Consider the following 15,150-nt stretch of genomic DNA (forward strand, 5'->3'; position numbering starts at 1 on the left):
CTGCATCTTCCTTAAATCGCTTGTTAAATGTTATTGAATTCACACCTATAAATTTCTCCCTTGTACTCATTTGACAAAGGTAATACTATTTTCGTTTTTGGGCGGCCTAAACGCCTATACCTAAAAAGAAATTTTATCATTATAACTAATAGAACTTGTTTTATCAATATTTATATCCTCGTATTTAATTTTTAAATTTGTTGCTACTTTTGACAATAATCGCAAATCTAATTCTTCTGAATATTCCCTATTATCTAGACCTGAAAATATAAGTGTTTCGGTCTCTTTTATTTCTTTTGAATGTATTACTATTGTATCCAGAATTTTTTCGGGTTCAATCGGTTTTTCATTTTTCCCGCAAGAAATTAAAAATAAAAGTGTTGCAATACTTAAAATGTAATTTTTCATAATAGGATGTTTCTCTAAAGTTATTCAAATATAATATTTTCTTACAAAATTTAACTGCAAAAAATTTATGTTTCTAAAAAGAGGATTCCCTAGCCCCGATAGTAGTGGAAATCCTTTTGTGCCGGTGTTCGGCACAAAAGATTGCAACGTATAGCGGGAAATAGCTCCTAATCCTTCGACTGCGCTCAGGATGACAATAAATAATTCCTTATTTTTGCAGCAAATTAAACTGAATTATGTTACAGAATCCAAAAAGATATACCATTACGGCGGCATTGCCTTATACAAACGGACCCATTCATATTGGGCATTTGGCGGGTGTTTACGTGCCTTCGGATATTTATTCCAGATATTTAAGATTGCAAGGAAGAGACGTTTTGTTTGTGTGCGGAAGCGACGAACATGGCGTGGCGATTTCGATGAAAGCCAAAAAAGAAGGCGTTACACCTCAGGAAGTAATCGATAAATACGATGGAATTATCCGGAAATCATTCTCGGATTTTGGAATTTCTTTTGATAATTACTCCAGAACTTCGGCGAAAGTTCATCACGATACGGCTTCGGAATTTTTCAGAACACTATATGACAAAGGCGATTTTATCGAGGAAGTGACCGAGCAATTGTACGATGCGAAAGCAGATCAATTCTTGGCAGACCGTTTTGTGGTGGGAACTTGCCCAAAATGTGGCAACGAAGAAGCCTATGGCGACCAATGTGAAAAATGTGGTTCGACTTTGAATGCTACGGATTTGATTAATCCAAAATCGACTATTACGGGAGAAACGCCTATTTTGAAATCGACAAAACACTGGTTTTTGCCTTTGGATCGTTACGAAGATTTCTTGAAAGAATGGATTCTCGTTGGACATAAAAATGACTGGAAACCCAATGTTTACGGCCAAGTAAAATCTTGGATTGATGGTGGATTAGAACCTCGCGCGGTAACTCGTGACCTCGATTGGGGAATTGACGTTCCGGTTGAAGGTGCCGAAGGAAAGAAATTATACGTTTGGTTTGATGCCCCAATCGGCTACATTTCTTCTTCGAAAGAATGGGCTGCAAGAGAAGGAAAAGATTGGGAACCTTATTGGAAAGATCAGGATACGAAACTGGTTCACTTCATTGGGAAAGACAATATTGTTTTTCACTGCATCATTTTCCCGGCGATGTTGAAAGCCGAAGGAAGTTATATTTTGCCTGATAATGTTCCAGCCAATGAATTCCTGAATTTGGAAGGAAATAAATTATCGACTTCTAAAAACTGGGCGGTGTGGTTGCACGAATATTTGGAAGAATTTCCGAATCAGCAAGATGTTTTGCGTTACGCTTTGACATCGAATGCACCAGAAACCAAGGATAATGATTTTACCTGGAAAGATTTTCAGTCGAGAAACAACAACGAATTGGTGGCAATTTTTGGAAACTTCATTAATCGTGTGGTGGTGTTGACCAATAAATATTACGAAGGAATTGTTCCAACTCCAAACGAACTTTCGGAAGTGGATGAAGCAACTTTGACCGAATTGAAAGCCTATCCAGCCGTGATTTCTAGTTCGATTGAACGCTACAGATTCCGTGAAGCATTAAGCGAATTAATGAATGTTGCCCGATTGGGAAATAAATATCTTGCCGACGAAGAGCCTTGGAAAATGGTCAAAACCGATCCGGCTCGCGTGCAAACTCAAATGTATGTGGCTTTGCAAATTGCGGCGGCGTTGCAGGTTTTATGCGAACCTTTTTTACCGTTTACCGCTGCGAAATTATCAAAGACGTTGCGTGTAGAGACGTTGCAGTGCAACGTCTCTACGGAAAAAACGACGAAAACAACCTGGAATGACGTTGCTGCAAATTCGGATTTGATTTCCGCAGGCCACCAAATTGGCGAAGCCGAATTATTATTTTCAAAAATTGAAGACGAAGAAATTCAAAAACAAATAGACAAATTGGAAGCTACAAAAAAATCAAATGAGGTTGATTCTTTCCTCGCAATGCCACAAAAAGAATTAATTCAATTTGATGATTTTGCCAAAATGGATATCCGTGTGGGAACGATTCTGGAAGCCGAGAAAATGCCGAAAGCCAACAAATTGTTGATTTTGAAAATCGATACCGGAATTGACGTTCGCACGATAGTTTCGGGAATTGCCGAAAGTTTTAAACCGGAAGATATTATTGGAAAACGCGTGACTGTCTTGGTTAATTTAGCTCCAAGAAACCTTCGTGGCGTGGAAAGTCAAGGAATGATTTTGATGGCTAACAACGCTGAAGGAAAATTGGTTTTCGTGAATCCAGATACAGATGGAGTTGGGAATGGGGAGACGATAAATTAAAATGTTTTATAAATATTTACATAGAGACGTTGCATTGCAACGTCTCTACCTGTTTTAACGAACAAACAATTAACGTAATGTAACGCCCATTTTCATTATGAATTACCATTTTATAATTTGCAGAGGTGTGAAAAATTATTATATTCGTTATAAACAACCTATAAAAGGTGTTGCATTGTGAGAGACGTTGCATTGCAACGTCTCTAAGGAAAACTAAAATAATATGAATAACAAATTCCAAAATAAATACCGCATCTCCTCTAGTCGTTTGAAAAATTGGGATTATGGAAAAAATGGCGCCTATTTCATAACAATTTGTACTGGAAACAGAGAACATTATTTTGGAGAAATCGTGTCGGTTAATGATGAAAACGAAATGCAATTTAACGAAATCCGAAAATTAGCAAATGAATTTTGGTCTGAAATACCCAAACATTTTCCGTTTGTTGAATTAGGGAATTATCAGATTATGCCCAATCACGTTCACGGAATATTGATAATTGATAAAAACAATGTTGTTGACGACGTTATTGACGTTGTTGTAGAGACGTTGCACTGCAACGTCTCTACAGATATAAAAAACGAACGAATGGCAAAAATTTCACCAAAACCGGGTACAATTTCCACCATAATTCGTTCCTATAAATCGGTGGTTACCAAAAACGGACATTATATTCACGCTGATTTTGAATGGCAAGAACGTTTTCACGATCATATTATTCGTGATTCTGAATCTTTTGAAAAAATTCAAAATTATATAGAAAACAATGTGGCGAATTGGAAAGACGATAAATTTTACAATTAATATCATCAAATAGAGACGTTGCATTGCAACGTCTCTACATAATTAAATAGATAAAAATGAACCTAAAAGTAATTGCTTTCGACGCTGACGACACCCTATTTGTAAATGAACCTTATTTTCAGGAAACGGAACATAAATTCTGTGGCTTGATGAGCGATTATTTGTCGCATCAAGGAATTTCTCAGGAACTTTTTAAGGTCGAAATTGATAATTTAAAAATATACGGTTACGGTATCAAGGCTTACATTCTTTCAATGATTGAGGCAGCGATGAAAATTTCGAATAATACCATTCCTGTTGAAGTGATTGAAAAAATTATCGAATACGGCAAAGACTTACTAGAAAAACCCATAGAATTATTGGATGGAGTCGAGGAAACTTTAGAAGCTTTGCAAGGAAAGTACAAATTGGTGGTCGCTACCAAAGGCGATTTATTAGACCAAAGGCGAAAATTACACGATTCAGGTTTGGGGAAATACTTTCACCATATCGAGGTGATGTCAGACAAGCAGGAAAAAGATTATTCGGATTTGATTAAACGTTTAGAAATTCAGCCTGAGGAATTTTTTATGATTGGAAACTCACTGAAATCGGATGTTTTACCCGTTTTGGCCATTGGCGGACACGCCGTTCATATTCCGTTTCACACCACTTGGGCTCACGAAAGAATTGATTACGAAGTGGTACACGAAAATTTCTATACTTTTGAAAAAATGACAGATGTTTTGAAAAGATTGGAATAAATCTGAAAATTCTATCAAACAAACCTGAAATTTAAACTTTTTTGAATTTAAAAAAATAACCGCTTCCAGTTACAACATAATAAGTTTCTGGTTTTAAAGTGGCAATACTGACTCTATCGGTATTAAATACTTCATATACTACCTTACCACTTCTATCAATAATTTTAATAAAATCATAGGTCGGATCACCTGGTAACTCTAAAAGATTGGTACCTCTTGAAACAAAAAGCTCTACACTTTTTTTGGAAAGTTCCGACCCAGAGTAAACTTCTGGTCTGCTAAATTTTACACCTAAAATTTCTTCTGATGTAGTTTTTCTATTTTTGAAATCACTAGCGGTTCCGAAATTTAAAACAAATCTATAATTAGCCCCTTCAATTTTATTGGGCAACATGACTTTCAAGTCTTTAATCCCTGTTCCTGGTGCAATTGTTTCAATTTCTGAACTAGCAACAAACGATTCGCCATTCCAAATTGATACTTGAATCTGATTTTCGTCTTTAAAAAGATAATCTATATTAAAATCAACATAATCATCGGAATTGAACCAATTTGGCGTAGAGCTAGAAAACGAAGCGTTATTAGCAACACTAAAATCTTCCTATACTAATTCAATATCATTAATTTTTATTAAGGATTTTGTGGTTTTTTCATCGCCCCCTTTTTCCCTTATAGAAAGTACTATTTTATATCCTGTTCCCGCTTCGGGTATTAACTCTGGTGATAATCGGATTGCAAACTTTCCGCTGCCGCTTTTAACAGGTATTTTTTCATTAACATTAAAACCATTGGGGCCTCCTGAAAACTCATAATAAATATCTCTTTCATTCAAGGCTACGTAACCTATGGTTAGAGAGTAATCTTTAGGACTTTTATACTTTTTTGCCATTTTTCCACAGAAAAAAACTTTATCTGTTTCTCTTACTTGCGCATCAATTGAACTTGAAATAATCACTAATAATAATAAAATCCAATTTGCAATAAGTGGTTTTTTCATTTTACATTCTTTTTCTTAAAATTAACATTTTGATCTAACTATTTCAAAAATAGAAATATTTAAATACAAAAACATAATAAGTAGTTTAAAAGCGATGAACTGCACAATATGTGAAATAATTGTAGATAAAAACTACAATTTTTAATGAATACGAAGTCGTTTTGCAATGGTATAACCTTACTTTTTTTCACAAATCACTCCGTAATCAAAGTCTAAGAATCCTTGATTTTTGATTTTGCAAAAAAAATAATAATTTAGAGATTCTTCAGTCGAAACAAAAAATAAATAAAGCTCTTTTTCGACAAATAAATGGTATTTTGACTGCTATTAGACGTGGCAAGAATTAGAATGAGAACTTGGACTGAATCACAAAAATAGGGCTCTGTGAAACCAACCAAAACTCCTGATTTTCTGCGCTTTCGAAAAAAGGTTGATGTCTTGCAAAGAGTAGTGTACTACAAGTCTTGATTTGTCTTATTGGTCATCAATTGACTTAGAATAACTGTCGTGTATGCAACACGCTTTTGTTCAAGATTTAAAGAATAAAAAGAGTTTATTGAAACGAATTTCAAAAAACTTTTTTTCTAAGGCCTTATAGTAGAAATCAAAATTTAAATAACATCCAAACAAATTAATTTCAAGTCTACTACAATTCAGGAATTGCTGTACTTTTGAAAAAATAAACTATCCTCAAAATAATGAAAACTCTTTTAGATCTTGAAAACTGGAATCGGAAAGAACATTTTTTGTTTTTCAAACAATTCGAAGAACCCTTTTTTGGGTTAACGGTTGAAATAGATTGCACTAAAGCCTATTCTACCGCCAAAGCGTTGCAAACCTCTTTTTTTGTCTATTATTTACACAAAACAATCGTGGCTGTAAACACTATTGAGCCCTTTCGTTATCGCATCATTGATGACTCGATTTACATTTATGACACTATTGATGTGTCTGCAACGATAATGCGTGAAGACAAAACTTTTGGATTTTCATTGATTGAATATTCTCCCGATTTTGATATTTTTGCCGCGAATGCATTTGCAGAAATTGAAAGTATACAAACCACAACAGGGCTTTTCACCAGAGAATTTCCTCTTGATAATTTAATTCATTTTTCGGCCGCTCCTTGGGTCGATTTTACTTCGCTTTCGCACGCTAGAAGTTTTACTTTTCCTGATAGTTGTCCCAAAATTTCTTTTGGAAAAATGAAAATAACGGATGATGGCAAAAGAACCATGTCGATGTCCATCCACGCACATCATGGTTTGATGGATGGTTTTCACGTAGGTCAATTTATAAATTGTTTTCAGGAATTGATGAATGGGGAAAATAATTGATTGATTTTTTATCAGTTTATGTTCCATTATTTGCGTTTTTAAAATAATATCGGTCTACTTTTTACACACATTCTACAAAGCAAAAACTTTTCTTAAAGCAACAGTTGCTTTGAATTATTTTAATTAAATTTGCTAAAAACTACTTAATTATGTTATCAAAAAATATCGAAATCGCATTAAACAAACAAATTCGCATTGAAGCAGAGTCTTCTCAAATTTATTTATCTATGGCTTGTTGGTCTGAAGTAAATGGCCTTGAAGGAATCGCTCAGTTTATGTACGCACAATCTGATGAAGAACGCTTGCATATGCTTAAATTGATAAAATATGTAAACGAACGTGGCGGACACGCTCAGATAACTGATTTAACAGCTCCTAACACTAGCTACGCAACTTTCAAAAATATGTTTGAAGCGCTTTACCATCACGAGCTTTTTGTTTCGAATTCTATCAATGAATTAGTTCACATCACTTTTGAGGAAAAAGATTATGCCACGCACAATTTCCTACAATGGTATGTAGCTGAACAAATCGAAGAGGAAGCATCAGCTAAAAACATTTTGGACAAAATCAATTTGATTGGCGATGACAAAGGAGGATTGTATTTGTTTGACAGAGATATTCAACAAGTTGCGGTTGCAAATGCTGCGGCTGCAAATGCTGCAAAATAGTCCACAACAAGCTATTTTATAAACTCTAATGCTTGAAAGAAATGTGATTTCATTGAAGCATTTTTTATGTTTTTTTATTTAGAATAAATAAAAATAACATATCTTTGTACGGATTTAATTCTTTACAAGGTGGGCAAGAAAGAGAAGGAAAAAGAAAAAAAAAAGAAAAAAGACAATCTTAACAAAATCAAGAAGGTTGAAGGGCTGAAGTCCAAATGCTGTGACAAATACAAAAAAGGCGAAAAAAAACGCTGTGATAACTGTCCGATGTTCGACTTAAAGAAAAAAGCATCCTAATTCAAAATACAAATGCCCTCCGATTTGAGAGGGCATTTTTTTTAGATTCTATTTCAGCTGATTACTTACCTAAAAGCAGCAATTCATTTACTAGCACTTCGGTAATGTATCTTTTTTCACCGTTTTTATCATCATAACTTCTGTGAGTAAGCTTGCCTTCGATAGCAATTTCTTTTCCTTTGGTTACGAATTTTTCAATAATCTCAGCAGTTTTACCCCAGGCTACCACTTTGTGCCATTCGGTTTGTTCTACTTTTTCTCCTTTGTCGTTTTTGTAACTATCGTTTGTAGCGATGGTTAGATTGGCTAATTTTTTTCCTCCATCAAAATTTTTGATTTCTGGCTCTTGTCCTACGTGACCGATTAACTGTACTTTGTTTTTCATTGCATTCATGGCGTGTAAAATTTAAATTGTTAGTATATATTTTGTTGAATGACTCGTTCAAATCAACAGGGCAAAGATGCGACAGCTCTATAAATTTATTCGGTTGATAACTACTTACTTTCGGTTGTAACTATTTGTAACCGTTTGTAAATGGAAATTATTTACTATATTTGATTGATTTTAAAAGAATTAATAAATTTTCAGACTCGGCAAGAAATTTCAATAAAAAACCAATAAAAAAGGATGATTTACAGAATATTAAAATTTACCGACTTGCATTCTGGCGAAGAAGACAAACAAAAAGTCTTAGAAAATGTAAAATCCAACATCTCTTTTCGGGGTTCCAACTTATGGATTTTAGCTTGTGCCATCGTCGTGGCTTCGATTGGACTAAACGTAAATTCAACGGCAGTTATCATTGGTGCCATGCTTATTTCTCCGCTGATGGGGCCCATTATTGGCGCCGGATTTGGACTCGGAATCTATGATTCCGAATTGGTGAAAAAAGCATTAAAAAATCTTTTTATTGCAACTATTGTCAGCTTGGTCGTGTCAACTACCTACTTCTATTTAAGTCCCTTCAAGGAAACCCAATCCGAATTATTGGCCCGAACTTCACCAAATATCTATGATTTATTGATCGCTTTTTTTGGTGGACTAGTGGGTGTTATTGCCATCACCAGAGTCGAAAAGGGAAATCCAATTCCAGGAGTCGCCATCGCAACTGCTTTGATGCCGCCTTTGTGTACTGCAGGTTATGGATTGGCTATAGGCAACCTGAAATTCTTCTTCGGAGCCTTGTTTCTATACACTATAAACTGCGTTTTTATTTGCATTTCGACCTTTCTAATTGTAAAATATTTGAAATATCCTGCCGTAAAACAAGTTGACTCCAAACGCCAAAAACAAATCAAATATGGGATGACAGCTTTGACTTTAGTGATGATGATACCCAGCGTCTTTTTTGCTTACAAACTTTTCGACGAAAAAAAAAACAAGCAAAAAATAGATTTATTCATCGAAAAAGAATTTGTCAAAAAAGGGTTTACCGTTGTGTATAAAAAAATCAATGCAAACTCCAATCCAAAAAACATTGAACTCGCTTTTTTGAGACATAATTTCAACCCTACAGAAATTAAGTCCCTCAATAAAAGTTTAGCAGATTATCAAATTGAAAATACAGTACTCACTATCCAACAAGACACAACCGATATTAAGAAATACATTCTGGATCAAATCAATTCTGGCAAGTCGAATTTATATGCCAAAGACATCGCTATCACTCAATTGAAAAATGAAATTGCATCCAACAAATACAACAACAAGGCGTTGCTGGGTGAAATAAAAATTATTTTTCCCGAGATCGAAAACATATCGATTTCTAATCATAGTTTTAATAAAAACACCGATAGCTCCAACGTTCATCCTGTTTTGATTTATGAAAGTAAAGCCGCTTTATCAGATCCTTCCAAACAAAAATTAAAAATGTGGCTGCAAAAAAGGCTGTCTAAAGAAAAGATTGAAGTATACAAGCAAGAAACAAATTGATTGATTGGGGTTTGATTCAAAATTTAAAAAAAATGAAACAATACGATATCGAAAAACTCAAATTTCCGATTGGAAAATGTCCAAAAATAGACGATGTGTCTGAAAGTGATTTGAAAACTTGGATTGCATCTATTGAGGAATTTCCGTCCAAAATTAAAACGCTAACTTCCAATCTTTCTACCGAAGAGTTGAATTGGATTTATAGACATGCAGGCTGGAATATCAAGCAAGTGGTTCATCATTGTGCCGATAGTCATATGAATAGTTTGATCCGATTCAAATTGGCTTTGACCGAAGATGTCCCTACTATAAAGCCCTATGAAGAACAATTATGGGCAGAGCTTACCGATGGCAATTCGAATGACATTTCGCCTTCTCTGCAAATCATCGAAGGCGTTCACGCTCGTTGGATTCTGCTATTGAAAAGCTTAAATGGCAAAGAATTAAAACGCCAATTTATACATCCTGCCAACATCAAAATCCTTAGCATAGAAGAAACCATTGGAGTTTATGCTTGGCATTGCAATCATCATTTGGCACATATCGAACAAGCTTTGATGCACAAAGGGCAATTTTGAAAAATGAAAAAAAATACACAAACTTGAAAAATAACCCAAAACTATGGACAAAACCTGCCTGGAATGTGGAGATAAAATTGTGGGTCGCGAAGACAAAAAGTTTTGCAGCGATGGCTGCCGCAATGCCTACAACAACAAAATAAACAAAGACAGCACCAATTTTATGCGCAATGTGAACAACAAATTGCGCAAAAACTACCGAATTCTTTCGGCTTTGAATGTCGATGGAAAAGGAAAAACGACCAAATCAAAACTATTGAGCAAAGGATTCGATTTTGAATTTTTCACCAATATTTTGACTACTAATACCGGAAACACCTATTATTTTGTGTACGACCAAGGGTATCGTGTATTAGAAAACGATTTTTATATGCTTGTCAAAAAAGAAATTTAGAGCCCAAATCTACTACTATTATGAAAAAAAGTTATTCCTCCATTTTATCCGTGTTGTTTATCCTTGGATTCCTTGGATTTACATTCTTCACGATGATGCCCCAATGGACATCCGATGACGACGCTCCGCTTGCAGAGTTTTCGACAAAAAGAGCTTTGGAACAAGTGAAAAACATTTCGCAAAAACCGCATTTTGTAGGTTCCGAAAATCACGAGATTGTCGCCAATTATTTGGTAAAAGAACTTCAAAATATGGGTTTACAAACTTCCATTCAAGAAGGTTTTGCCTTTTCAGATGGAGGAACTTTGACCAAATGCAAAAACATCTTAGCACGAATAAAAGGCACAGACAGCAACAAAGCCTTGCTCCTGCTATCGCATTATGACAGCGCACCGCATTCCTATTCAAAAGGCGCAAGCGATGCAGGTTCTGGAGTTGCGACAATTCTCGAAAGTGTTCGGGCATTTACTAACTCAAAAAAACAACATAAAAACGACATCATTATTCTATTTTCGGATGCCGAAGAATTAGGATTGAATGGCGCAGCACTTTTTGTAACCCAACACAACTGGGCAAAAGAAGTGGGTTTGGTATTGAATTTTGAAGCCCGAGGAAGTTCTGGCCCCAGTTATATGTTGATGGAAACCAATGGGGGGAATGCAGGTTTAGTAAAAGAATTTGCTGCTGCCAATGCCCAATATCCCGTTTCGAATTCCTTGATGTACAGCGTTTACAAAATGTTGCCCAACGACACCGATTTGACAGTTTTCAGAGAACAAGGCAATATTCAAGGTTATAATTTTGCCTTTATCGACGGGCATTACAATTACCACACAGCGCAAGACGACCTCAATCATTTGGACAAAAACACCTTAGCACACCAAGGAAAATATTTGATGCCGTTGTTGGATTATTTTTCGAATGCTGATTTAAACACGACACAAACCACCGAGGATGAAGTTTATTTTTCGATTCCATTTAGCTTCATCAGTTATCCTTTCGGCTGGGTTTTGCCAATGGTTATTATTGCTTTTGCATTCTTGCTGGTAATCATTTTTGTTGGACTTGGTAAACGCCTTTTGTTTTTTTTAGAAATGGCGAGAGGATTTATTCCGTTTTTGGGTTCGGTGCTAGTTTCGGGATTAATCACCTTTTTAGGGTGGAAATCACTGTTGCTAGTTTATCCGCAATACAACGATTTGCTCAATGGATTTACCTATAACGGCCACGATTACATTGCGGCTTTCACGCTGTTGAGTTTGGCGATTTGTTTTGCATTTTATCAAATTTTCTCCTTCAAAAAAGTGACGATGAACCATTATGTTGCGCCATTATTCTTTTGGATTCTCATTAATGTATTGCTGGCATTCTTCCTCAAAGGTGCAGGGTTTTTAATCCTTCCCGTTTTTGCCGGCTTGCTAATGTTGACTTCCTTTGTGCTAACTCAAAAGTCAAAATGGATTTTAAACCTCATTTTAAGTATTCCCGCCTTGCTGATTATCGCTCCTTTTATCCAAATGTTCCCGATAGGTTTGGGATTGAAAGTATTGTTTGGAAGCGCCATCCTAACCACCTTGACATTTGGTCTTTTGCTGCCAATTTTCGGCTCGTTTACGCGAAAAGGAATGGTCTCTGTGATTTTGTTTGTATTGGCAATTGGCTTTTTTGCCAAAGCGCATTATTATTCGGGTTATGAATTGGGCAAAGCCAAATCCAATAGTTTGGTCTATATTTTGGATGCAGATAAAAACAAAGCAACTTGGTCTACTTACGATACAAATTTAGACGAATGGACCAAAACGTATTTAGGCGAAAACCCAAAAGATGCTAAAACTTTGAACGAAAATACCTTGACTAGCAAATACAATTCTGGTTTTACTTATATTGCTGATGCTCCAATAAAAGTACTTTCTAGACCAATTATCGAATTCCTAAAAGATAGTGTTATTGGCGGCAATCACTTTTTGAAAATTCGAATTACGCCAACCCGAAAAGTCAATCGTTATGATGTTTTTGCCAATGAAAAACTGGTGATTCAAAATTTCAAAGCCAATGGTTTGACTTTGTTGGGGCAAAAAGGTTCCAAGTACGAACGAAAAGGCAAAAAATTGGTAAGCTATTATGTAGTAGACCAACTTCCGTTGGAAATAGAATTTAATGTTGCCGCTTCCAGTGTTTTGGATTTGGATTTAATGGAAAGCTCCTTTGATTTGATGAACAATCCCCAGTTTTCGATGACAAAAAGAGCCGATTGGATGATGCCAACGCCTTATGTATTGAATGATGCCGTGGTGATTAAACAGAAAATAAAACCAAGTGCTAAAATTGCTGAGGCAAAACCATTGAACTCTAGAATTCGATATGCGGTCAAAACTGACAGCTTAGTAATTGCAAAAGACAGTGTAAAAAAATAAGAATGACACAAATTAGTATTCTAGGTTGCGGTTGGTTGGGTTTGCCTTTGGCGAAAGCCTTGCTAGAAAAGGGGTTTTCGGTAAAGGGCTCGACAACATCTATTGAGAAACTCCCCATTTTAGAAAAATCTGGAATTCACCCTCATTTGATTGTACTTTCAGAGGGAAAACCAACTGGAAACCTTAACGATTTTCTAGAAAGCTCTGAGGTTTTACTAATCGATGTTCCACCCAAATTAAGAGGGAATTCAAAAAAAAATTTTGTTGAAAAAATTAAAAACCTAATTCCGTTTATAGAAAAATCCACTGTTGAAAACGTGATTTTTATTAGTTCTACTTCAGTTTATGGAGACACTTCGTCTTTCGACTGCGCTCAAGATGACACGCTCAGTGTGACGGAGGAAACTAAGACTTGTCCCGATACCGAAAGCGGCAAACAATTAGTGCAAGCGGAGCAACTTTTGCAAACTAATCCGAATTTCAAAACTACCATTTTGCGTTTCGGCGGACTCATTGGAGAAGACCGACATCCCATAAAATTCTTGGCGGGAAGAAAAAATATCGAAAACCCAAATGCACCAATTAATCTGATACATCAAGATGATTGTATAGGGATTATTGAAAAAATTATTGAAAAAAGTCTTCGACAAGCTCAGACTGACAAATTGGACTGGAACGAAACCTTTAATGCCGTGACACCTTTTCATCCAAGCAGAAAAGACTATTACACACAAAAAGCACTAGAATTAAACTTGAATTTACCTGAATTTAATCCTGAAAATGATACTTTTGGCAAAACAATTTTGAGCGAAAAGATCGAAACTGTTTTGGGATATACTTTTAAAAAAACAAAATTATAATTGAGAACTAGAATAAAAAACGCTTTTTCATCAAAAGTCAATTCCATTGGATTGCCAATTCTAGCGCTCTGTTGGGTCAGTTTTTTTTGGGGAACCACTTGGCTCGCCTCAAAAGAGGGTGTAAAACATATGCCTGCCTTGCAACTAGCAGGAATAAGACAATTAATTGGTGGATCCCTTTATGTTGCTTACTTTTTGTACAAAAAAACGCCTTGGCCAAAAGGAAAACAGTGGAAAACCATCATCATTTTGAGTATTCTAAATTTTGTGTTTAGTAATGGTTTGAGCACTTGGGGCGTGAAATACATCAGTAGCGGCTTGGGCTCTATCATAGGTGCTATTTTTCCGTTGTGGATTGTTTTAATCACCGTTTTTAGGGGAGAGAAAATAGCCCGATTATCTGTTTTGGGGCTTTTCGTGAGTTTTGCTGGAGTCTGTGTTATTTTCTACGATCACCTATCAGATTTCTTGAAGCCTGACTTTAGGTTTGGCATTTTCCTTTCTTTATTTTCTACTTTCACTTGGGCTTTTGGCACTTTGTACACCCGAAAAAAGGCGGCTAGCTTCAATCCTTATTTTAGTTTGGGTTTGCAAATGCTGATTTCGAGTCTCCTTCTATTAGCTTTTACTGGAGCTACGGGAACAGGAATAAACATCGCTGACATTCCCGCCAATTCGTGGTGGGCCATTGGGTACCTAACCATAATTGGCTCGGTATTAACCTTTATTGCCTTTATTTATGCGCTTCAAAATCTTCCTGCTCATATCAGTAGTGTATATGCCTACATTAACCCCATTGTCGCTGTTTTATTAGGTTCTATAATTTTCGATGAACCTCTTACCGTTGCCATTGCAATTGGCGGAGCGGTCACATTGTGTGGCTTGTATATGGTCAATTATTCGATGAGGAAAGCAAAGACTTAATTATACTATAAAAACGACAAAACCCTCGAAAGAATCCACTTTCGAGGGTTTGTTTTTGATTTTATTTAATTGATTATAGCGCCGTAATAATAAATTCGCTACGTCTGTTCATCTGGTGTTGCTCTTCTGTACAAGGAGATTGGTTTGTTGGCTCACAACCGCAATCGTTGACTAATTGACTTTCTCCATAGCCTTTTCCTGTTAGTCTATCTTGAGTTACTCCGTTTTTCACTAACCAAGCGATGGTCGATTTGGCTCTGTTGTCAGACAACTTTTGATTGTATTTGGCAGTAGCACGGCAATCGGTATGGGAACGGATATCGAGTTTCATCGTTGGATTTTGATTCATTACATCTAGTATTTTTTCTAAATCTAATGCCGCTTCGGTTCTAATATTGTATTTATCCAAATCGAAATAAATCATCTTGATGCCAAAACATTTTCCTAAATCATCGCCCA

16 protein-coding genes are annotated in these 15,150 nt (G+C 35.8%); 11 read left to right on the forward strand and 5 right to left on the reverse strand.

What is annotated here, in order from left to right:
• Positions 1-120 precede the first annotated feature (120 nt).
• Positions 121-408, reverse strand: coding sequence for a hypothetical protein (locus ACIQ1E_RS10965; RefSeq protein ID WP_396171349.1), 288 nt, complete (start codon positions 406-408; stop codon positions 121-123).
• A 236-nt stretch (positions 409-644) separates the two neighbouring features.
• Between ACIQ1E_RS10965 and metG the strand changes: the two genes are divergently transcribed.
• The 3 genes from metG (at position 645) to ACIQ1E_RS10980 (ending at position 4,286) form a co-directional block, all read left to right on the forward strand.
• Positions 645-2,738 (forward strand): methionine--tRNA ligase, encoded by a 2,094-nt coding sequence (gene metG / locus ACIQ1E_RS10970; RefSeq protein ID WP_396171350.1) that lies wholly within the window; start codon positions 645-647, stop codon positions 2,736-2,738.
• 223 nt (positions 2,739-2,961) lie between these two features.
• On the forward strand, positions 2,962-3,543 hold the full coding sequence (locus ACIQ1E_RS10975; protein WP_396171351.1) for a transposase: 582 nt from the start codon (positions 2,962-2,964) through the stop codon (positions 3,541-3,543).
• Positions 3,544-3,599: 56 nt separating this feature from the next.
• A complete protein-coding gene (locus tag ACIQ1E_RS10980; protein WP_396171352.1) occupies positions 3,600-4,286 on the forward strand; it encodes an HAD family hydrolase in 687 nt (228 codons plus the stop codon).
• 31 nt (positions 4,287-4,317) lie between these two features.
• Here the strand turns inward: ACIQ1E_RS10980 and ACIQ1E_RS10985 are convergent, their stop codons facing one another.
• Positions 4,318-4,680, reverse strand: coding sequence for a hypothetical protein (locus ACIQ1E_RS10985; protein WP_396171353.1), 363 nt, complete (start codon positions 4,678-4,680; stop codon positions 4,318-4,320).
• Between the two features lie 207 nt (positions 4,681-4,887).
• Positions 4,888-5,283, reverse strand: coding sequence for a hypothetical protein (locus tag ACIQ1E_RS10990; protein WP_396171354.1), 396 nt, complete (start codon positions 5,281-5,283; stop codon positions 4,888-4,890).
• A 698-nt stretch (positions 5,284-5,981) separates the two neighbouring features.
• Between ACIQ1E_RS10990 and ACIQ1E_RS10995 the strand changes: the two genes are divergently transcribed.
• Both ACIQ1E_RS10995 and ACIQ1E_RS11000 read left to right on the forward strand, forming a co-directional pair.
• Positions 5,982-6,620 (forward strand): CatA-like O-acetyltransferase, encoded by a 639-nt coding sequence (locus ACIQ1E_RS10995; RefSeq protein WP_396171355.1) that lies wholly within the window; start codon positions 5,982-5,984, stop codon positions 6,618-6,620.
• A 149-nt stretch (positions 6,621-6,769) separates the two neighbouring features.
• The gene (locus tag ACIQ1E_RS11000; protein ID WP_396171356.1) at positions 6,770-7,291 is read left to right on the forward strand and encodes a ferritin; all 522 of its coding nucleotides are present in this window, start codon (positions 6,770-6,772) and stop codon (positions 7,289-7,291) included.
• Positions 7,292-7,649: 358 nt separating this feature from the next.
• On the opposite strand, the gene ACIQ1E_RS11005 is transcribed toward ACIQ1E_RS11000, so the two are convergent.
• Positions 7,650-7,982, reverse strand: a complete 333-nt coding sequence (locus ACIQ1E_RS11005; RefSeq protein ID WP_396171357.1) for a single-stranded DNA-binding protein — start codon at positions 7,980-7,982, stop codon at positions 7,650-7,652.
• A 234-nt stretch (positions 7,983-8,216) separates the two neighbouring features.
• Between ACIQ1E_RS11005 and ACIQ1E_RS11010 the strand changes: the two genes are divergently transcribed.
• From ACIQ1E_RS11010 to ACIQ1E_RS11035, 6 genes are read left to right on the forward strand one after another with little or no spacing between them, the layout of a single operon-like run.
• Positions 8,217-9,521 carry a TIGR00341 family protein gene (locus ACIQ1E_RS11010; RefSeq protein ID WP_396171358.1) on the forward strand — a complete coding sequence of 435 codons (1,305 nt, stop codon included), beginning with the start codon at positions 8,217-8,219 and terminating at the stop codon, positions 9,519-9,521.
• 32 nt (positions 9,522-9,553) lie between these two features.
• On the forward strand, positions 9,554-10,099 hold the full coding sequence (locus ACIQ1E_RS11015; protein ID WP_396171359.1) for a YfiT family bacillithiol transferase: 546 nt from the start codon (positions 9,554-9,556) through the stop codon (positions 10,097-10,099).
• Positions 10,100-10,142: 43 nt separating this feature from the next.
• The gene (locus ACIQ1E_RS11020; RefSeq protein WP_396171360.1) at positions 10,143-10,493 is read left to right on the forward strand and encodes a hypothetical protein; all 351 of its coding nucleotides are present in this window, start codon (positions 10,143-10,145) and stop codon (positions 10,491-10,493) included.
• A gap of 20 nt (positions 10,494-10,513) precedes the next feature.
• Entirely contained in the window at positions 10,514-12,907 is a 2,394-nt protein-coding gene (locus tag ACIQ1E_RS11025; protein WP_396171361.1) for a M28 family peptidase, read from the forward strand.
• Between the two features lie 2 nt (positions 12,908-12,909).
• A complete protein-coding gene (locus ACIQ1E_RS11030) occupies positions 12,910-13,767 on the forward strand; it encodes an SDR family NAD(P)-dependent oxidoreductase (protein WP_396171362.1) in 858 nt (285 codons plus the stop codon).
• Complete coding sequence (locus ACIQ1E_RS11035) at positions 13,768-14,691, forward strand: DMT family transporter (RefSeq protein ID WP_396171363.1); 924 nt, start codon at positions 13,768-13,770, stop codon at positions 14,689-14,691.
• 73 nt (positions 14,692-14,764) lie between these two features.
• Here the strand turns inward: ACIQ1E_RS11035 and ACIQ1E_RS11040 are convergent.
• On the reverse strand, positions 14,765-15,150 hold a 386-nt coding region (locus tag ACIQ1E_RS11040), incomplete at its 5' end, for an OmpA family protein (RefSeq protein WP_396171364.1).

It is taken from the genome of Flavobacterium sp., from assembly GCF_044348915.1.
Taxonomy (GTDB): domain Bacteria; phylum Bacteroidota; class Bacteroidia; order Flavobacteriales; family Flavobacteriaceae; genus Flavobacterium.